This window comes from Streptomyces rubiginosohelvolus (assembly GCF_014649875.1).
GTDB classification, from domain to species: domain Bacteria; phylum Actinomycetota; class Actinomycetes; order Streptomycetales; family Streptomycetaceae; genus Streptomyces; species Streptomyces rubiginosohelvolus.
Genome location: NZ_BMTW01000001.1, coordinates 1,059,780 through 1,077,728, shown reverse-complemented (window position 1 = coordinate 1,077,728; position 17,949 = coordinate 1,059,780). Strand labels below are relative to the sequence as shown.

General features: G+C 68.1%; 17 protein-coding genes and 1 tRNA gene. 8 read left to right on the top strand and 10 right to left on the bottom strand.

Annotated features, from left to right (window positions below):
- Nucleotides 1-231: 231 nt before the first annotated feature.
- Nucleotides 232-1,074: an NAD(P)-dependent oxidoreductase gene (locus IE134_RS05185; RefSeq protein WP_189429692.1), complete on the top strand. Its 843-nt coding sequence runs from the start codon at nucleotides 232-234 to the stop codon at nucleotides 1,072-1,074.
- Nucleotides 1,075-1,106: 32 nt separating this feature from the next.
- Here IE134_RS05185 and IE134_RS05180 read toward each other — a convergent pair whose 3' ends face one another.
- The 4 genes from IE134_RS05180 to IE134_RS05165 all read right to left on the bottom strand — a co-directional run bounded on the left by IE134_RS05180 (nucleotide 1,107) and on the right by IE134_RS05165 (nucleotide 5,755).
- On the bottom strand, nucleotides 1,107-2,810 hold the full coding sequence (locus IE134_RS05180) for a relaxase/mobilization nuclease domain-containing protein (protein ID WP_189429690.1): 1,704 nt from the start codon (nucleotides 2,808-2,810) through the stop codon (nucleotides 1,107-1,109).
- Nucleotides 2,807-3,463, bottom strand: coding sequence for a MobC family plasmid mobilization relaxosome protein (locus tag IE134_RS05175; protein ID WP_229823331.1), 657 nt, complete (start codon nucleotides 3,461-3,463; stop codon nucleotides 2,807-2,809). Before IE134_RS05175 ends, IE134_RS05180 begins: the two co-directional genes overlap by 4 nt.
- An 82-nt stretch (nucleotides 3,464-3,545) precedes the next feature.
- The gene (locus IE134_RS05170; RefSeq protein ID WP_373296793.1) at nucleotides 3,546-4,304 is read right to left on the bottom strand and encodes a DUF2637 domain-containing protein; all 759 of its coding nucleotides are present in this window, start codon (nucleotides 4,302-4,304) and stop codon (nucleotides 3,546-3,548) included.
- Between the two features lie 221 nt (nucleotides 4,305-4,525).
- The gene (locus IE134_RS05165) at nucleotides 4,526-5,755 is read right to left on the bottom strand and encodes a DUF3631 domain-containing protein (protein WP_189429936.1); all 1,230 of its coding nucleotides are present in this window, start codon (nucleotides 5,753-5,755) and stop codon (nucleotides 4,526-4,528) included.
- Between the two features lie 306 nt (nucleotides 5,756-6,061).
- On the opposite strand from IE134_RS05165, the gene IE134_RS05160 reads away from it, so the two are divergent.
- From IE134_RS05160 to IE134_RS05150, 3 genes are all read left to right on the top strand, one after another.
- Nucleotides 6,062-6,547, top strand: a complete 486-nt coding sequence (locus tag IE134_RS05160; RefSeq protein WP_032782050.1) for a helix-turn-helix domain-containing protein — start codon at nucleotides 6,062-6,064, stop codon at nucleotides 6,545-6,547.
- A gap of 188 nt (nucleotides 6,548-6,735) precedes the next feature.
- Nucleotides 6,736-6,954, top strand: coding sequence for a helix-turn-helix domain-containing protein (locus tag IE134_RS05155; RefSeq protein ID WP_070204304.1), 219 nt, complete (start codon nucleotides 6,736-6,738; stop codon nucleotides 6,952-6,954).
- Entirely contained in the window at nucleotides 6,954-8,102 is a 1,149-nt protein-coding gene (locus IE134_RS05150) for a tyrosine-type recombinase/integrase (RefSeq protein WP_189429687.1), read from the top strand. Before IE134_RS05155 ends, IE134_RS05150 begins: the two co-directional genes overlap by 1 nt.
- A 56-nt stretch (nucleotides 8,103-8,158) precedes the next feature.
- Here IE134_RS05150 and IE134_RS05145 read toward each other — a convergent pair whose 3' ends face one another.
- Together IE134_RS05145 and IE134_RS05140 are read right to left on the bottom strand one after the other, a co-directional pair.
- On the bottom strand, nucleotides 8,159-8,659 hold the full coding sequence (locus IE134_RS05145; RefSeq protein WP_093438623.1) for a hypothetical protein: 501 nt from the start codon (nucleotides 8,657-8,659) through the stop codon (nucleotides 8,159-8,161).
- A 466-nt stretch (nucleotides 8,660-9,125) separates the two neighbouring features.
- Nucleotides 9,126-10,166: a nucleotidyltransferase gene (locus IE134_RS05140; RefSeq protein ID WP_189429685.1), complete on the bottom strand. Its 1,041-nt coding sequence runs from the start codon at nucleotides 10,164-10,166 to the stop codon at nucleotides 9,126-9,128.
- A gap of 138 nt (nucleotides 10,167-10,304) precedes the next feature.
- On the opposite strand from IE134_RS05140, the gene IE134_RS05135 reads away from it, so the two are divergent.
- Together IE134_RS05135 and IE134_RS05130 are read left to right on the top strand one after the other, a co-directional pair.
- Nucleotides 10,305-10,610 (top strand): helix-turn-helix domain-containing protein, encoded by a 306-nt coding sequence (locus tag IE134_RS05135; protein WP_093438628.1) that lies wholly within the window; start codon nucleotides 10,305-10,307, stop codon nucleotides 10,608-10,610.
- Nucleotides 10,603-11,127: an ImmA/IrrE family metallo-endopeptidase gene (locus IE134_RS05130; protein ID WP_229823328.1), complete on the top strand. Its 525-nt coding sequence runs from the start codon at nucleotides 10,603-10,605 to the stop codon at nucleotides 11,125-11,127. Before IE134_RS05135 ends, IE134_RS05130 begins: the two co-directional genes overlap by 8 nt.
- A 259-nt stretch (nucleotides 11,128-11,386) precedes the next feature.
- Here IE134_RS05130 and IE134_RS05125 read toward each other — a convergent pair.
- Nucleotides 11,387-11,460 (bottom strand) — tRNA-Gly (locus IE134_RS05125).
- Nucleotides 11,461-12,017: 557 nt separating this feature from the next.
- On the opposite strand from IE134_RS05125, the gene dcd reads away from it, so the two are divergent.
- Entirely contained in the window at nucleotides 12,018-12,593 is a 576-nt protein-coding gene (gene dcd, locus IE134_RS05120; protein ID WP_030723081.1) for a dCTP deaminase, read from the top strand.
- A gap of 6 nt (nucleotides 12,594-12,599) precedes the next feature.
- Nucleotides 12,600-13,100: a phosphoribosyltransferase gene (locus IE134_RS05115; RefSeq protein WP_030723084.1), complete on the top strand. Its 501-nt coding sequence runs from the start codon at nucleotides 12,600-12,602 to the stop codon at nucleotides 13,098-13,100.
- A gap of 78 nt (nucleotides 13,101-13,178) precedes the next feature.
- On the opposite strand, the gene IE134_RS05110 is transcribed toward IE134_RS05115, so the two are convergent.
- From IE134_RS05110 to IE134_RS05100, 3 genes are all read right to left on the bottom strand, one after another.
- On the bottom strand, nucleotides 13,179-14,156 hold the full coding sequence (locus IE134_RS05110) for a Yip1 family protein (RefSeq protein WP_030723087.1): 978 nt from the start codon (nucleotides 14,154-14,156) through the stop codon (nucleotides 13,179-13,181).
- Nucleotides 14,157-14,274: 118 nt separating this feature from the next.
- The gene (locus IE134_RS05105) at nucleotides 14,275-15,420 is read right to left on the bottom strand and encodes an FG-GAP repeat domain-containing protein (RefSeq protein ID WP_189429683.1); all 1,146 of its coding nucleotides are present in this window, start codon (nucleotides 15,418-15,420) and stop codon (nucleotides 14,275-14,277) included.
- Nucleotides 15,421-15,677: 257 nt separating this feature from the next.
- Nucleotides 15,678-17,945: a (Fe-S)-binding protein gene (locus tag IE134_RS05100; protein WP_030723092.1), complete on the bottom strand. Its 2,268-nt coding sequence runs from the start codon at nucleotides 17,943-17,945 to the stop codon at nucleotides 15,678-15,680.
- Nucleotides 17,946-17,949 lie beyond the last annotated feature (4 nt).

Below are 17,949 nucleotides of genomic sequence, written 5' to 3'. Positions count from 1 at the left end.
CACGGTACCCATGACGCGGCTTCAGCGTGAGACGAGCTGCAAGGACCGTCGGGGCCGCGGCCCATGTACCGCTGTCCCGTCCTGAACGGCGAGTCCGAGACCGGAGGCACTTCTGTCCGCCATCAGTACCCAGACGGCCATCAGGCATTGATTCCGAAGCCGCCGGTGCCGAACGACAGCGGATCATGGGGATGAGGAACATTCCACGTCGCGCAACGCCGGAGGCAGCCAGTGATCACCGTGACCGTCCTCCACCCTGGAACCATGGGCGCGGCGATCACCGCCGAGCTCGTGGCCGGCGGCCATGAGGCGCTGTCGGTGACCAAGGGCCGCAGTGAGAACACCTGGCTACGCGGGAGGGAAGCCGGTGCCACGGCGTACGACTCGCTCGCGGAGGCGCTGTCCAGAAGCGCGGTCGTTCTCTCGGTCTGCCCACCACAGGCGGCGGAGGACGTTGCGGCGGCGGTGGCAGCGCACGGCTTCGCGGGGGTGTACGCCGATGTCAACGCCATCAGCCCTCAACGCGTACGGCACATCGCTGACGAGATCCGCCCCGGCTCCGCAGTAGTCGACGGTGCTGTTTTCGGTCAGCCGCCAGGCGAGGGGCGTGCCACACGGCTCTACCTCGCAGGGGCCGACTCTGCCGTCGAGCTGGTGGCGTCGCTGTTCACAGACTCTGCGCTGCACGTGTGCCGCGTCGGGGACACAGTCGGTTCGGCTTCCGCGCTGAAGATGGCCTTCTCCAGCTACCAGAAGGCCGCCCGCACCCTCGCCGGCGTCGCTCACGCGCTCGCCGACGCCCATGGAGTCGGTGATCAGCTCACAGCCGAAGCCGAGGTCATGATCTCCGCGATCCTCTCCGACCCGGAGTATCTACCGAGAGTGGCAGCCCGAGCCTGGCGCTGGGCGCCCGAGATGGAAGAGGTCGCCGACACTCTTCGCGCGGCTGACCTGCCCCCGGACATGGCCGAGGCCACGGCTCGGGTACTCGCTTACTGGGAGCAGGACAAGGACCAGTTCGACCTGCCGGTCGTGCACACCCTCTCCCAGCTCCGGTCAGAGAAGAGCCGTTGATTCGGTCACGCTGAGGGGTAGCCGCTGGACGATCACCTCCGCCGAGGGCGAGACGCGGGAATGGTGGGTGGGGCCGTCGCCGCAGGTTCGGGCGAGGGCACGTGGCGTAGTCCGGTGCTGCGAGCTTGTGCCGCCAGAGCTCGTCGACTGGGAGCCGGCCTCTGCGAGAGCCGATGCACGCGCCAGGTGAGGGTGCGTGCCGGGGAGCGTGCGTCGTCGAGGGCTCGTTCGTCTGCTGTCTGCTGCAGCAGACGTTTGGGGTCGTGGCCCGCTGCCTCTGCTTCGGCCAATGCGGTGGTGAGCGCCTGCGAGGCAGAGTCGGCGAGGATCTGGTCGGCGTGCGCCGGGGCGGCCAGGCGGATGAGCCGGACGTATTGGTCCGCAAGATTCTGGGACGGTCGGCGTTGGCCGAGGACCAGGAGGGGCGTGGCTGCCGTGTGGTCGTAGGCGGCCTGGAGGTGGAGCAGGCTCTTGTGGGCTGCGGCCACCTGTTGCTCGTGCTCTCGTCGGTCGTGCCAGCGTGCGGCGGCGATGACGGCGAGGAGCGCAGCGTCGAGGAACATCGCCAAGGCGGCTCCGTCTTTCGGCGCCGGCTCGCGAAGCATCGCCTTGACCGCGCCGCGTAGAGCACGAGCGTGGTGGTGCTCGGCGCGGACGCGCGAACGGGTCGCCCGCTCGAAAGCTGAGGCTGCTGAGCGGAGTTCGGTACGAATGTCCGGCGGTGCGGTGAGAGCTACGGCGTCGAGCGCTTCGCCGAAGGCGGCCAGGTGGGCCTGGGCGGCTCCGGCGTCCGGCTGGTCGAGGTGGTGGGGGATGCGCTCGGTGGCTGCGGTGGCTTGATGCCATGGGTGCGGCCTGAGCCGCTCCTCGTCGGCGGACACTGGAACCTCTGCTGCGGCGAGACGGCTCTGGATCTTCGGGAGGGAGAGATCCGGCGCCAGCGTGGAGCCGGAGAACCACACCGGTTCTGCTTTGGCGTTCCGGTCGTTCTCCAGAGCGACCTTGTAGCCGCGTGGTTCTCCCGAGGGGAAGTACAGGACCTCGATGAGAACCCCCTTGGAGTGGGTGAGCAGACCGAGGAACTCCTCGGTATCTGTGGCGGCAGCCGCCGCTGTGCGGACCACGGTGCGCAGGCGTTCGCGGGCAGCCTTGGCCTGGCCGTTCCGCAGAGCCTTCTCCTGTTCGGCGCGGTGGGGCCGTTTGGCGGCGGTGCGGTCACCGCGGATGACCCGTTGCAGCCCGTATTCCTTCTCAATGGCTGCGAGTTCGCGGTCAGCGGTGAGGTAGTCGTTCCAGTGACGTGCTGAGCGGAGGTCACCTCGGACCTTTGTGGCGGCGATGTGGATGTGATCGGGGGCGTGGCGTACGGCGATCCAGCGGCAGCCGTCCGGGTCGTCCGCCGGCGCGATGCCGGTGGCCGCGACGACGCGACGGGCGATGTCCGCCCACTCGCCGTCTTCGAGGATGCGGTCACCGGGTGCCGCGCGGAGAGAGCAGTGCCACACGTGCTGCTTCGGGGCGCGGTCCAGTCGATCAGCTTGCTTGACGCGCAGGTCGAGGTCGTCGACGAGCTCCTTCCTGGCCGCCGTGCTTTCGTCGGCGCGGCCTGGGTCGGGGGCGTAGCCGTCCCAGGAGGCGACGAGGTGGGGATCGGTGTGTTCGTTGGCGCGGCCTGGTCCGTAGAGGTAGCGAATGAGACCGGCCGTGCTCTTGCCGCTGCTGATCTTGGCGATCATCGGTGGCTCCTTGTGGCGACGGCTTGGTTGGTGGCCTCCGCAATGTGGCGGACGGCAGTGCCGACCGCGGCGAGGGTGCGTTCGGCCTGGGCCAGGGTGGCGGTGTCGCCGGAGTGAGGGAGGTCGCCGGAGTTGAGCTTCCTGGCGATCTGGTTGATGTTGCGGCCGATCTTGGCGACCTCGCCACGGAGCGTGGTGAGTTCATCGACGTAGTCGTCGAGCGGGGTGCGCTGACCGGGCAAGGCGAGGTCCCCGTCGAGGTGGGCCATGACGACGGCACCGACGTAGTGGGCGGCGGCGATGTTCAGCGAGCGGGCCTTGGCGACGATGTCCGCCTTCTCTTCGGTGCTGTAGCGGACATCGACGCGCGCGGTGCGCTGGGTCTCGTTGTGGTCGCGGCGGCGGGCGACGCGGTGGAGCGCGGCAGCTTCGGAGGCACGCGGTTGCGGCACGGCAGCGCTGGAGATGTCGATGGGCTGATCCTGCTCGGGCGCCCCCTGGTGCCCGAGACCCTCCGCCACCCCCGGGGCGGAGGAACCTGCGTTGAACCGGCCCTTGGACGGTCCAACGCCATACCTTGCTCCGCCTGGGGCTGGGGTGGAGGTCAGGTGACGAGAGGAGTGGGGGAGGGGGTGTGCGGACTGTTCGTGCATGAGGGGCTCTCTGACCGTACGAAGGGGAAGCCGTGCTCGCCCCGGCGATTCCGAGGCGAGCAGTTGGCGGGAGGGCGCGGGCCTACGCCGTGGTTCGGGCTTGGTCGAGCTCGGCCTGGAGGAGGTTCTTGACCTCGTCCAGGCGGGACCGCCCGATGCCGAGTCCCTTGGCGTGGACGGCCGCCTCGATGTGGCGGCGAGAGATTTGGCCGCCACGTCCCGTGGGGGCCGTACGTCCGATCTCCACTGCCTGCTCGAAGGTGGCGCTCGGTCGGCCGCGACGTTTGCCACGTGGCTTGGTGTGCTGAGACACGGACACCGCAGGGGCCTTGGCCACATCGGCGTCGGGCACCGGGGCCGGTGTGGGGGTCACCCCGTCTTCGGGAGAGGTGGCTCCGTCGTTGTGCGGTTCGGGGTGGGGCTCCGTTCGCGTGGGTCGGCGTTGGACGAGGAGGTAGAGGTGGACGGCTCCGGCCAGGGCGAGCGGGGCGATGGCTGAGATGGCCCCGACGGTGAGGTCGTCGAGAGCGAGTGCGCTGCGCCGGTTCTGCTGGTTGAGGCGGATGGCGTGCAGGACGTTGGCCCAGATGCTGGTGGCGGTGGCGATGCCGACCAGTGCCGAGACGTAGAGGCGGGCGGACAAGGGCGCGGTCCGTAGGACGAGCAGGGAGCCGATCCCGATGGCGATGAACCCGTCGATGACGAGTGGGAAGGCGTAGGTGAGCGCGGGATGGATGTGGCTGGCGGCGGCCATCTGACGCAGGGCGTCGTAGGAAAGCGCGAAGGCGGCCACGGCCAGCAGCGCGACACCGGTGCGGATGGCAGGTGCCAAGGGCGGCAGCCCGGTCGACGGTCCTGCGGCGCGAGTGGGTGAAGGCAAGGGGGGAGTGCTCCAAGAGGTGCGAGGTTCGGCCCAGGGGCGCGAGGACCCGTCACGACATGTCGCATGCCTGGTCAGGGCAGATGCGGGTGTGGCGGTGACGTCGAGACGACTCGTCACCGGATCTCGACCTGTCACCGCTTTGACCTGCGCGGAGACGAGTCGTGACGGGTCGTGCAGGGTCAGGCCCCGGTCGCGGATTCGGGTGCGGGCTCGGGGCAGTAGCGGGCCCAGGCGTCGGCGAAGTGCCGACGGGTGTAGCCCCGAGCCTGGACGTTGCCGTGGAAGCGCTTGGGGGCAGAGCTGATGCCGTACTCGTTGAGCAGGATCTGCAGGCCCCGTGGAGTGAGGCCGTTGGCGGTGTACTCCGGCCAGGGGGTCTCGGCGTCCTGGTTGAGGATGTCCAGGAGCCGACTGGTGCGCAGCGCTGGTGGGTTGCCCTCGGAGGCGAAGGCGCGGCGGACATCGGCCAGGAGGCGGATGCCCAGGCTGCTCCGGTCCTGGTCCTGTTGGGCCTCGTGCTTTGCCATGACCCGGCAAGCATTGCGGGCGAGGGAAGGCCACATCCCGCCGGCGAGGTCGGCGACCGAGACCAGTGGCTGCCAGGTGTCGGCCGCCCGGTCTTCGACCGGCATGGCGGGTGTCAGTTCCATCGCGGTGGTGTGGAGCGGGCTCAGCCATGTGGCGAGTCGCTCGCGCAGGGCGTGGAGGGGCGGGGTGTCGCGGAAGGTACGGAATTCGGCGACCTTCTCGCCCGGCATGCGGCGCCGCATACGGATCACGACCGAGCGGTCCATGATCGTGTCAGGCAGATCTCCGATTCCGGCGAGGGCTGCCATGGCGAAAGTGGGGAACTTCGATACCTCGTGGTTGGGTCCTGAGACCCGCAGGGTCGGGCGGTTGCGCTGGTGACCGGCGTTGAGCAGGCCGCGCATCTCCTCGTTCTTCTCCGCGACCTTCGCGGACCCGAAGAGGGTGTCGGCCTCGTCGACCAGCAGGGTGGGCGGGGTGTCGGTGATCGACCGGAACACCGCGGCGGCCGAGGCGTTGATCGTGATGAGCGGATCGTGGACGCTCTCGGTGATCACGTCCAGGAGCCGTGACTTACCGCACCGCTTTGCAGGCCCCACCACCGCCAAACGCGGCGCGTGCTGCCATGCCGTCTGCAGGTGCGTCGCCGCAACCCACAAAGTCACCGCCACTGATGCCTCCTCGCTCGGCATCACCACGTACCGCAGGATCTGCTCCCGCAGCGACGTGAGGACTTCTTCGCCTTCGGAGGCGGAGGCGAGGTGGTGCTGTTCGGAGGGGGGCCCGTCCTCGTCGGGACGGGGGCGGCCGGGTACGGCCACGGGCGGCCAGGCGGCCGCGCCGACCGGAAGAGATGGCGTGCTCGGGGCGGGATCGTCCATACTGGACATGTAGCTCCTCTACTTGCAGGCCAATGGGACGGCAATCCCGGCTTGCAGGTCAGTCGTTCAGGGATGGGCGGCATGAGGTTTGCGCGCTGAGCCCCTCGGTGTTGGGTCACCGGGGGGCTTTTTGTGCTTCTGGGCAGGTCGAAGCGCGCGCCAGTGGACCGGTGCGGTCTGCTGGGGAGTTTCAACAGTACCACTACCTATGCGGATCGCATAGCGTTTTGCGATCGGCAGAAGCGATGCTAGCGTTATGGCATGCGCCGAAGTGGCGGTGAACGCGGAGAGTGAGAGGAGGCGGCGATGTCGGATGACGAAGAGGGCTCCGAGGGGGTGCTCCTCAGCGGCGAAGAGAACGCCACCGTGCGGATCAAGCTGGAGCGGGAGAAGCGCGGCTGGAGCACCACGACGCTGTCCGACCACATGAACGAGGCCGGCTTCGACATGAACCCGTCCGCGGTGTGGCGTATCGAGAACCGGAAGCGCCGCATCAACCTCGACGAGGCCATCGGCTTCGCCGAGGTCTTCGGCGTCCCGCTCAGCAACTTCGTCGGGCCGCCCAGCCTGGCGACCATGGGCCGCGCCATGGAGCTGATCGACAACGTCGTCGCCACCTATCGGGCCTCCAACCGCGCCAACCACGAGGCACGGAGAGCCCGCGACCAGCTCGATGCCTACCTTGCCGACCACCCGGACATCCGGGAGGAAGCCGACGTGATGGTCTCCAACGCCATCGCGACCGAGTTGATCAAGGTCAACGAGGAGTACGGTCCCGCTTCCGACGCGTAGCGAACCGATCCAGCCGCCGCAGTGGGAACGCAAACCCCCGCTGCGGACGCATCACCCGTCCCATCCCTGAACGACACCAGGCCAGCCCAGGGTTGCCGCCCTGCCCGCCGGCCAGAACCGGAGCACCAACTTTGCGCCCTTCGGCGATACCGCACGTCCCTGCTCAGCGCACACTCCAGGCGGAGGAGGTGACCACTACCGACCCCCTCCTCACCGTGGAGCAGGCTGCCCACCGCCTCGGCACCGGCGTGCGCTTCATCCGGCGACTCGTCCAGGAGCGCCGTATCCGCTACGTCAAGCTCGGCAAGCCCGTGCGGATACCCGAGAGCGCCATCGCCGCATACATCGAGGAGCGCACCGTGCCGACTCTCCGCGATGAGCGTTCCCGCTACGGGAAGGCCGCCTGATGGCCACCCGCAAGCCGCAGAGGCGGCGTGAATTCGGCACGGTCCGCCAACTGCCTTCGGGGCGCTGGCAGGCACGCTACTGGGCCCCGGACGGCAGCCGCCGTACCGCCCCGGAGACCTTCTCGACGCGCACGGACGCCCAGACCTGGCTCACGCTCACCCAGGCCGACATCGAGCGCAAGCACTGGGTCGACCCGGACGCCGGGGCGGTCAACTTCGCTGCCTACGCGGTCCAGTGGGTCGAGGAGCGCGGCCTCTCGGCCACCACGGAGGAGCTGTACCGCAGGCTCCTCCGGCTGCACCTGCTGCCCACGTTCGCCTCGGTGAACCTGGACGACATCACACCGCCCGGTGTGCGTACCTGGCGGGCCGAGCGGCTGGAGGCAACCGGTGCGACGACCGTCGCCAAGTCGTACCGCCTCCTCAAGGCCATCATGGAGACGGCCGCCGACGACGAGCTGATCCGCCGCAACCCCTGCCGGATCAGGGGCGCCGGCAGTGAGAGGGCCAAGGAACGCCCCACCGCCGCCGTCGAACAGGTCGACGCGCTCGCGGATGCCATGGGCCCCAGGTGGCGGCTGATGGTCTACTTCGGCGCCTACGGGCCGGTGCGGCCGGAGGAGCAGGCGGCACTGCGGCGGCCCGACGTCACGCTCGAACCGCTCGCGGCCAGGATCAGCGACGCCGCGCCGGAGCTGACCACAGGCCGCCGGGTCGAGGGCGACACGAAGTCGACCGCCGGACGCCGAACCGTCTTCCTCCCGGCCTTCTTGCACATCGAGGTGAAACGCCACCTGGACTGGTACGCGGAGAAGGAGCCCAACGGCCTCCTGTTCGTCGGTGAGCGGGGCGCGCCATTCCGGCGGTCCTCCTTCGGCCGCAAGTGGCGCAGGGCCCGCGCCAAGGTGGGCCTGCCGGAGGACTTCCGCTTCTACGACCTCCGCCACACCGGCCACACCCTGTCCACCCAGTCGGGGGCCACGCTCAAGGACACGATGGTCCGCGCCGGCCAGTCCTCGGAGAAGGCGGCGCTGATCTACCAGCACTCCGACGGGGCGCGGCAGCGGGAGGTGGCGGAGGGCATCGACGCGCGGGTGCGTCAGCAGCGTGCTCAGGGCGGTCCGAGGCCAACCAGTTCCAAGGCGTGAGGCCGAGGGGCGGGCGGGCTACCGCTCGCCCCGGCGCCGCGTCCCACTCTTCGCCATCAGAGGTGCCGACGCATCGCGGTGATGCAAGCGGTCTTGGCGGCGTTGGATCTCTCCCGGGAGTACGCAGTACCCAAGTTCATGCCGCTGTCGGATGTGATGGGGGCTTGGAGCCAAGCCACGCTCATCTGAACACCCGCTTCAGCCCGAGCGGTGGCAACGAGAGTGGCGTACGGCCCGGCCACCGACGACGCTTCGATCTGCAACCACGCTTGGTGGAAGGCCATGCGTGCCAGGATGGAGCTGACCTCGTCGGTCAACTCCCGACGTGCTTCTGGAAGGTCAGGCCGCCGACGGATTCGGTACGGCATCTCCAGGTATTCCTCGACTGCTGTCAACGCCTCTGCGAAGGTCTTGGACCGTCGCTCTCTCCTCACCGCACGCTGGTTCAGCGTGTAGGTGATGTAGACGCCGAGTAGCGCGATTACGGGGACAGTCAGGGCGGTGGTCTGTGCCCATGACCAGCCGCTCGCCGCCTCTGCGGCCGAGACGATCTCCACGCACTACTCCCAGGCATGCCGTGCGGCGCATCCCTCACGAGCCACCGGCCACCCTGGTCGCCTCCGGTCAGGCGCCAGTAGTGTTCAAGGAACAGGTGCGTACGAACGACCTCGATGAGGTCGAGAAGCCCGTTCTTGCTTGTCCACCGGTGCTCCTCAGGATCGTACGGGTGCCAGAGGCAAAGGGCATCGTCTACCGGGTACCGATGCTTTGACGCCGCACCTGGATTTGCGTGTACGCGGGGGAATTCGCTTGGCTGAAGCCCGTAGGTTTCGTATGCCGGGTGCTTGAAGAAGCGGATCTCCACATCGAGCGGCTGGGCTCCCGCAACGTCCAACCCTCTGACCCTGTAGGTCAAGGTCTCTGCCTTGTAGGAATGTTGGAGTGCGCCGCCGAAGCGGTGGCGCGCCTCTCGCTCCAGAGGCGCCCACCACGCCGGCTGTACCCCGTACCAGAGGCCCATGCCTACGGGGCCCAAGCGCGAGTCGGGGTAACCCGTGGGGTCAGGAGGCCAAGGCCGGAGGCGGCGCTTCCGGTCGTTGCCACGCTCTGAACCAGACGCGCTGCCTCTTCCTCGGCGGCAGCTTCTGCGTCAGCGGGGTCGATGTCGGGGATGATCTCTGGCAGTACCTGGTGGAGTGCGTGCTGGGCGCTGAGTGGACGTCCTGCCGCCTCGTGGTCGACAGCGAGGCCGATGTAGTCCCTGGCGGTTCGTAGGCGCTTGCGCACGTCCGTGATCGGCAGGCCGAGAGGGATGTCTCCTGCTACGCCCGCGGGGTCAGGGGTGGCTCCGTCTTCGAGCTGCTCTGCCGCATAGGTGAAGAAGAGCTGCAGGGCTTCGATCAGAGGCATGGGCGTGTTGATGCATCCCAAGGCCAGCGCCTTGATGTTCCAGGAGCAGAGAGGCTTGCTGTGGGTCGAGTTCCAGTGCTTGAGCAGCCTCACGACCCGAGCGAAGACCATGTTCGTGTCCTCGATGGCTTTGTGCACCATCAGCGTATGACTGACCGGATCGGCCCTGTCCCATCTCGCTGCGATCTTGTTGTTGGGGATGAACAGACCCACACCGGTGGGGTGGGGGATGGCCGTCATGACGTCGGCCGTGAAGTCCTGCTGCCCCTTGGTCACCGGGGCGCCGAAGCGTACGAGCACCGCGCGTCTCCGGCCGACGACCTCAATCGTGAGGTTGGGAAACTCGTCTTCCAATCCGGCCCGGATCGCGGCGCGCGCTCGCTCCATCAGCGATAGAGCATCCTTACCCTCAGGTCCGTAGCCTTCCGCGTCGGTGGGAGACAGGATGACCCCGAGGTCGACATCGGTCAGGGGGGTGTTCGCGTCGCCGTGCGCCACGCTGCCGTTGAAGTAGCAGGTCGACCCAGGAAACGCTCGCCTCATACATGCGGTCAGCAAGCTGCGGCGGCGCTTTGCCTCCGCGAGCTCATCGTCTGTCACCTGGATCTTGCGGCGGCCCTCATTGAGCAGGGTTGCTAGAGGCTTCTTCTGCATCAGAACTTCCTTCCTTGTACTTCCTGCCCCAAGGGATGCCCTAGGTTCCAGTTTGCCAAACCACTCGGTTATTCCAGTCTCACAAACATGGTTTGGGAGACTGGAACCGGCAGTGGTGGTGCTCCAGGATGGGAACTGATGGACTATTTCTATGAGCGCTTTGGGGACCGTGTTCGACGGGCCCGCATCGCCTGCGGGATGAACCAACAGGCCCTAGGTGAGGCCGTGGGACTCAATCGGACGTCGATCAGCAACATTGAGAAGGGTCGTCAGCGAGTCGCGCTCCACATGCTCTACGAGTTCGCCGCAGCCTTGCGGGTGGAGCCGGAAGCGCTTCTGCCGACTCCCGGCGATCAGCCAGACATCCTGGATGCGGTGCCGGAAGATGCACGCTCGTGGGCGCAGGATGTGCTCGCGAATGCTGAGGAGGAAGATCGTGGCTAGACGGGCCGAGGCTCGCGCAGCTCAATTGCTTGCTGACTGCGGAGTGTTTTCACCGCCCGTCAACGTCGAGCGGCTCGTCAGGCATCAGGGAGCGATGGTCTCTAGGAGCTCCTTCAAAGATGGTGACGTGTCAGGGATGTTGCTCCGGCGGGACGGGCAGTCGCCGGTGATCGGGGTCAACGACTCCCAACCCCCCTTGCGTCAGCGCTTCACTATCGCCCATGAGCTCGGACACCTCCTGCTGCACCCGGGGCGCGAGGTCGTCCTAGACCGCCCTGTTCGAATCAACCTGCGTGATGGGCTGTCCAGCACCGCTACGGATCGCGAAGAGATTGAGGCGAATGCCTTCGCTGCGAGCCTGCTGATGCCGGCCGATATGGTGCGCGAACAACTCATGCTGTTGCCGGTGGCGATCAGGCAGGATCCTGACCGATGCACGACTGCGCTTGCCGAGCGCTTCGAGGTCAGTGCGTCGGCGATGGGCTTCCGTTTGATCAACTTGGGATTGGTCAGCTGAGGACGCGGGGGCGGTGTCACTCCAAGGGTGCGCATCCTGCCCTGGGGAACGAGCCTGCATGTTCCCGCCGAAGGTGGCGCAGATCACTTGTGTTCGCCGACGAAGAGCGAGTCGTCGCCGGGCTGTGGTGCCGAGGTAGATGAGTACCACCTCGGCTAGGGGGCGATTAAGGGCCACTTGGGGCACGCGGAGGGCACGCTGCACCGCAAGAGGTCTAGACAACAAAGAAGCCCCGGGCCATTGGCCTGGGGCTTTCATGTGGAGCGGGTGACGAGAATCGAACTCGCGCTCTGAGCTTGGGAAGCTCATGTTCTACCATTAAACTACACCCGCGAAGCATGCCGATCACCGGCTCTGCATCGTTCCACACTGTACCCCATGCCAGGCCCCCGGCGGATGCGCCGAGGGGCCTTCCTGTCGTGTGCCGGGGGTGGGGGGAAAGGTGGACGGGGGTGTGATGGGCGGGAGTTGGGGGCGTAGCGTGGGTGGTCGGAGTGCCGCGTGGAGTGGCGTCCTGTTCATCCCCTAATGTGGCGTTCTCGTCCAGATGCGGTTGGGGAAGGGACTTGATGGAGTCGATGGAGCGCACCGTCGTCCGCTGTGCCGAAGGGCACGTTTTCACTACCTCGTCGTTTCCGATGCAGCAGCTCGGGGCCGACAGGATCGGGCCGGGGCGGTTGATCCGGTGTCCCCGGTGCGCCCGGTTGCGGCAGGCCGTTCCCGTGGCGTTCGAGGAGCGTTAGCGGCAGCGGTCGTCGTGGCTGAGCGGTCGCCGGCGGTAGTGGAGTGGTAGTGGAGTGGTAGCGAAGCAGTAGTCGTGGCGACGTGGAGCAGGGGCGCGCGGGTGGTCCGGTTGGGGCGGGCTCGCGCGTTCTGCGTATCCTCGGGGCGTGCTTCTCTCAGACAAGGACATCCGGGCCGAGATCGACGCCGGGCGAGTCCGTATCGATCCGTACGACCCTTCGATGGTGCAGCCGTCGAGCATCGACGTGCGGCTGGACCGCTTCTTCCGGGTGTTCGAGAACCACCGGTACCCGCACATCGATCCGGCGGTGGAACAGCCCGATCTGACGCGGACCGTCGAGCCCGAGGGGGACGAGGCGTTCATCCTCCACCCCGGCGAGTTCGTGCTGGCCTCCACGTACGAGGTGATCTCGCTCCCCGACGATCTGGCCTCGCGGCTGGAGGGCAAGAGTTCGCTCGGGCGGCTCGGTCTGGTGACGCACTCGACGGCCGGGTTCATCGACCCCGGGTTCTCCGGGCACGTGACCCTGGAGCTGTCGAACCTCGCCACGCTGCCGATAAAGCTGTGGCCGGGGATGAAGATCGGGCAGCTGTGCCTGTTCAAGCTGACCTCGTCCGCCGAGTTCCCCTACGGGTCCGAGCGGTACGGGTCGCGGTACCAGGGGCAGCGCGGGCCGACCGCCTCGCGGTCCTTCCAGAACTTCCATCGGACCCAGGTGTGATCGACCATGGCTAATGACGTGCGGGAAAACCTGACCTACGAGGGCTTCGGGCGTGCCGTGCGCGAGCTCGCCCAGGCCGTTGCCGATGACGGCTATGAGCCGGATGTGGTGCTGAGTATCGCTCGCGGTGGCGTGTTCGTCGCCGGCGGGCTCGCCTACGCCCTCGACTGCAAGAACATCCACCTCGTCAACGTGGAGTTCTACACCGGGGTCGGGACCACCCTGGAAATGCCCGTCATGCTGGCGCCCGTCCCCAACGCGATCGACTTCTCCGACAAGAAGGTCCTGATCGCCGATGACGTCGCCGACACCGGTAAGACCCTCAAGCTCGTCCATGACTTCTGCGTCGACCATGTCGCCGAAGTGCGCAGCGCGGTCATCTACGAGAAGTCCCACTCCCTCGTGAAGTGCGAGTACGTGTGGAAGAAGACCGACCAGTGGATCAACTTCCCCTGGTCGGTCGAGAAGCCCGTCGTTCGGCGGGACGGGCAGGTCCTCGACGCCTAGGGATGACGAAGACCTATGCGGAAGGCCCCGGAACGCGGAAGCGTTCCGGGGCCTTCTTGCACGTCCCTCGCTACTCGCTCAGATCGTGCCCAGCTTGATGATCGACAGCAGCGCGATCAGCTGGATCGCCGACGCTCCCAGCGCCTTCGGCCACGGCAGGTCGTGCGACTTGCTCACCATCGACGTGAACAGAGCGCCCGCCGCCAGCCAGGTCAGCCAGCCCACGATCTGGACCAGGGAGTTCTCGCCGCCCAGGAAGAGGGCGAAGAGCAGGCGCGGGGCGTCCGTCATTGACATGATCAGCATCGACAGGCCCACCGTCGGCTGCCACGAGCCCGTGCCGCCGAGCTGGCGGGCCAGGGTGTGCGTCACCGCGCCGAGGACCAGGCCGCCGATGACGAAGCCGACGCCGGTGAACAGGACGTACGGGATGGCCGTCGAGATCGTCGCGTTGATCGCTTCTTCGCGCGCCTGGTCGAAGCCGAAGAGCGCGAGCAGGCCGTAGAGGAACGTGACGACCAGCGCCGGGCCCCAGACCGGGTAGTCCCGCATCTGCCAGAACGTCGGGCCCGGGCGCATCACGATGCCGCTCAGCAGCTCCTTCCAGCGCAGCCGCGGGCCCGCCGGCTGGGCGGGGGCGGAGCCGGCGCGGTAGGTGTTGCCGTCGCCGTACGGGTCCTCGTCGACGCGGAACGCCTGCGTGTGGCCCGGACTGTTGGCGTACGGGTCGTGGGGCGCGGGGTCCGTGTACGGGTCGCCGAAGTACTCCGGTTCGCCGTGGCCCCCGTGGCCGCCGCCATGGCCCTGGTGGCCGTGATGGCCGCCTTGCCCGTGGCCGCCGTGTCCGCCCTGTTGTCCCTGGCCCTGGTAGCCGCCCGCGCCGTACTGGGCTCCGTACGGCGGTGGCGCCGCGCCGTTGCCCGGGCCTCCTGCCGTCGGCCACGGCTGAGCTCCGTACGGCGGCTGTGGTGCCTGCCCTCCGTACGGCTGCTGCCGCTGCTGCGGTTGTTGCGGGGTGCGGTTGTCCCGGCCGCGTCCGATCCTGAATCCAGCCACCCGTCGAACGTACCTGGTCCCCGGGGGCGGGGAGCGGGGGCCGGGGGAACCGGGGCGCCATTGCTGCCGAGCTGTGACATCCCCTAGGGGCCGCACCCCGGGGTCCAGGAGGGGGAGTTCAGCGGAGGAACAGCGCTGTGGAGAAGGTGACGAGGGGCTCGTCCGGGCTACCCGCCGGGTAGAGCGCGATCAGGTCCTGCCGCTCGCCCCGGTACGTCCGCACCACCGTGTCCGGCTTCTTGTCGCCGTCGTGGTCGCCGTGGTTCAGGAGGGTGGTGCGGGTGGTGCCCGTCGCCTTCAGCGGTGCGGTGGGGACGTCCTCCGCGGCGAACGCGTAGGCGCTGCCGGGACCCGCCGGGCCCTTCGCCGAGCCGAGGAGCAGGGTGCCCTTGCCCGCCTGGCCGGGGGCGTGCGGGCGGGCGGCCGCGACGAGGTCGTCGTAACCGTCGCCGTCGGTGTCGGTCCGGGGCTCGGGGGCGTAGAGGTACGGGCCGCCGTCGGGCAGCAGCTCCGCGCTGCGCGGGGCTCCGGTGCGGGTGAAGGGGCCGTGCAGGAAGGTGACCTGGCCGGCGCTGGCGGTGACCGCGAGGTCGGCCTTCCCGTCGCCGTCGAAGTCGCCGCAGACCGGCTGCTCGGGCCACTCGTTGCCGAAGCGGGCCTGCTGCGGGATGCGTACGGTGACGGCCTTGCCCGTCAGGCCCTGCGGGGAGCCGAAGAGGATCTGGAGCGGTACGGGTGGGGCGCCGATGCCGTTGTACGGGGGGTCGGTGGAGACGATCAGGTCGGTGAAGCCGTCCCGGTCCAGGTCGCAGGCCGACTCGGCGTCGAACGCGGCGGGCAGGGTGTCGCCGGACTTCGCCGCGTTCGCGCGGGCGCTCAGCAGTTGCCGGGTGGCCGGGTCCAGGGGGCGGTCGCGGTCCTCGGAGCCGTACACGATGCCGATGCCCGCGTCGTCGCCGTGGCTGTCCTCGGGGGCCTTCACCAGGTCGTTGACGACCAGGTCACGGTGGCCGTCGCCGTTGAAGTCGTACGGGACGCGGCTGCCGGTGCCGCGGGGGACGGGGGCGCTCGCGGTCTCCGCCTGCGTCCGTGCCTGCGCCGGGGGCGGGGTGTCGCCGTTCTTGCCGTCGGACGCGGAGGGCGGGCCCGAACAGGCCGTGAGCGCCAGCAGCAGGGCCGTACAGCCCACGGCGAGGGAGGCCGTCACCCTGCTGGTGACCGCCGCCTGCGGGTGCTCGGTGCGGGTGCTGGTGCGTGGACGCACGGGTGCCTCGTTGTTTGTCGTTCGTGAGCCGGTGCTCCCGTCGGCCGCCGGGACCCGGGAGGTGTTCCGGGAGCCTTGGTGGGCTTCTCCGGGGCACATGATGCTCCAGTTACGTCGTCGCGTACATGTCCGAGTTCACAGTTCCTCTGCGGCGGTCGTCACGTCGGCCCCGGCCACCGCGAGGTCCCGGACACGAGGAAGCGGCCGGTCCTGCCCCCGAGGCAGGTCCGGCCGCTTCTTCGCGCTGGTGCGTTACGTCACTTTGCCGGTTCCGGCTCCGGTGCGTCCACCTGCTCCGGCTCGCCGGTCGGGTCGACGGGCGTCTTCACGGACTCCAGGAGGAGCTGCGAGACGTCCACGACCTGGATCGACTCCTTGGCCTGGCCGTCGTTCTTCTTGCCGTTGACCGAGTCGGTCAGCATGACGAGGCAGAACGGGCAGGCGGTGGAGACGATGTCCGGGTTGAGGGCGAGGGCTTCGTCGACGCGCTCGTTGTTGACGCGCTTGCCGATCCGCTCCTCCATCCACATCCGGGCGCCGCCGGCACCGCAGCAGAAGCCGCGCTCCTTGTGGCGGTGCATCTCCTCGTTCCGCAGGCCCGGGACCTTCGCGATGATCTCGCGCGGCGGGGTGTAGATCTTGTTGTGACGGCCCAGGTAGCACGGGTCGTGGTACGTGATCAGGCCCTCGACCGGGGTCACCGGGATCAGCTTGCCCTCGTCGATGAGGTGCTGGAGCAGCTGGGTGTGGTGGATGACCTCGTACTCGCCGCCGAGCTGCGGGTACTCGTTCGCGATCGTGTTGAAGCAGTGGGGGCAGGTCGCGACGATCTTCTTCGACGACTTCGGCTTCTTCGTCGTCTCGTCTTCGTCGTCCTCGCCGTACGCCATGTTCAGCATCGCGACGTTCTCCTGGCCGAGTTGCTGGAACAGCGGCTCGTTGCCCAGGCGGCGGGCGGAGTCACCGGTGCACTTCTCGTCGCCGCCCATGATCGCGAACTTGACGCCCGCCATGTGCAGCAGCTCCGCGAAGGCCTTGGTGGTCTTCTTGGCCCGGTCCTCCAGGGCGCCGGCGCAGCCGACCCAGTACAGGTAGTCGACCTCGGTGAGGTCCTCGACGTCCTTGCCGACGATCGGGACCTCGAAGTCGACCTCCTTGGTCCACTCCACGCGGGCCTTCTTGGCGAGGCCCCAGGGGTTGCCCTTCTTCTCCAGGTTCTTGAGCATCGTGCCCGCCTCGGACGGGAACGCGGACTCGATCATCACCTGGTAGCGGCGCATGTCGACGATGTGGTCGATGTGCTCGATGTCGACCGGGCACTGCTCGACGCAGGCGCCGCAGGTGGTGCAGGACCACAGGACGTCCGGGTCGATGACGCCGTTCTCCTCGGCCGTGCCGATCAGCGGGCGCTCGGCCTCGGCGAGGGCGGAGGCGGGGACGTCCTTGAGCTGCTCCTCGGTGGCCTTCTCGTTGCCCTCCATGTCCTTGCCGCCGCCGGCCAGGAGGTAGGGGGCCTTGGCGTGCGCGTGGTCGCGCAGCGACATGATCAGGAGCTTCGGGGAGAGGGGCTTGCCGGTGTTCCAGGCGGGGCACTGCGACTGGCAGCGGCCGCACTCGGTGCAGGTGGAGAAGTCGAGGATGCCCTTCCAGGAGAACTGCTCGACCTGGGAGACACCGAAGACCGCGTCCTCGGCCGGGTCCTCCCAGTCGATCTCCTTGCCGGCCGTCGTCATCGGCTGGAGCGCGCCGAGCGCGACCTCGCCGTCGGCGTTCCGCTTGAACCAGATGTTCGGGAAGCCGAGGAAACGGTGCCAGGCCACACCCATGTTCGTGTTCAGCCCGACGGTGATCGCCCAGATCATCGTCGTGCCGAGCTTGATCATCGCGAACAGGTAGACCAGGTTCTGCAGCGTCTCGGTGCTCAGTCCCTCGAAGGCCAGGACCAGGGGGTACGAGGCGAAGTACGCGGGGCCGTAGCCGTCCACGTGGTGGAGCGCGCCCTCCAGACCGCGGAGCACCATGATCGCGGCGCCGATGATCAGGATGATCGCCTCGACGAAGTACGCCTGGCCCATCTTGGAGCCGGTGAACCGCGACTTGCGGCCCGCCCGCGAGGGCAGGTTCAGCTGGCGGATCGCGATCAGGACGAGGATGCCGAGGGTCGTGCCGAGCGCGATGAACTCGATGTACACCTCGTACGGCAGGAAGGTGCCGATGTACGGCAGCACCCAGTCGGCCTTGAACAGCTGGCCGTACGCCGTGACGATCGTCAGGCCCAGCGTCAGGAAGCCGACCGCGACGAACCAGTGGGCCACGCCCACGATTCCCCAGCGGTTCATGCGGGTATGGCCGACGAACTCCTTGATCAAGGTGATCGTCCGCTGCTTGGGGTCGTCGGTGCGGCTGCCAGCCGGTACCGCCTGTCCGAGGCGGACGAAGCGGTAGATCTGCGCGACGGCTCGGGCGACGAGCGCAACGCCGACGACCGTCAGCACCAGCGACACGATGATCGCGGCGAGTTGCATGAGT

Excerpts from the sequence above, each read along its gene's own strand:
- IE134_RS05180 (WP_189429690.1), bottom strand. The coding sequence starts at position 2,810 with ATGATCGCCAAGATCAGCAGCGGCAAGAGCACGGCCGGTCTCATTCGC.
- IE134_RS05175 (WP_229823331.1), bottom strand. The coding sequence starts at position 3,463 with ATGCACGAACAGTCCGCACACCCCCTCCCCCACTCCTCTCGTCACCTG.
- IE134_RS05165 (WP_189429936.1), bottom strand. The coding sequence starts at position 5,755 with ATGGACGATCCCGCCCCGAGCACGCCATCTCTTCCGGTCGGCGCGGCC.
- IE134_RS05160 (WP_032782050.1), top strand. The coding sequence starts at position 6,062 with ATGTCGGATGACGAAGAGGGCTCCGAGGGGGTGCTCCTCAGCGGCGAA.
- IE134_RS05150 (WP_189429687.1), top strand. The coding sequence starts at position 6,954 with ATGGCCACCCGCAAGCCGCAGAGGCGGCGTGAATTCGGCACGGTCCGC.
- IE134_RS05140 (WP_189429685.1), bottom strand. The coding sequence starts at position 10,166 with ATGCAGAAGAAGCCTCTAGCAACCCTGCTCAATGAGGGCCGCCGCAAG.
- IE134_RS05135 (WP_093438628.1), top strand. The coding sequence starts at position 10,305 with ATGGACTATTTCTATGAGCGCTTTGGGGACCGTGTTCGACGGGCCCGC.
- IE134_RS05115 (WP_030723084.1), top strand. The coding sequence starts at position 12,600 with ATGGCTAATGACGTGCGGGAAAACCTGACCTACGAGGGCTTCGGGCGT.
- IE134_RS05100 (WP_030723092.1), bottom strand. The coding sequence starts at position 17,945 with ATGCAACTCGCCGCGATCATCGTGTCGCTGGTGCTGACGGTCGTCGGC.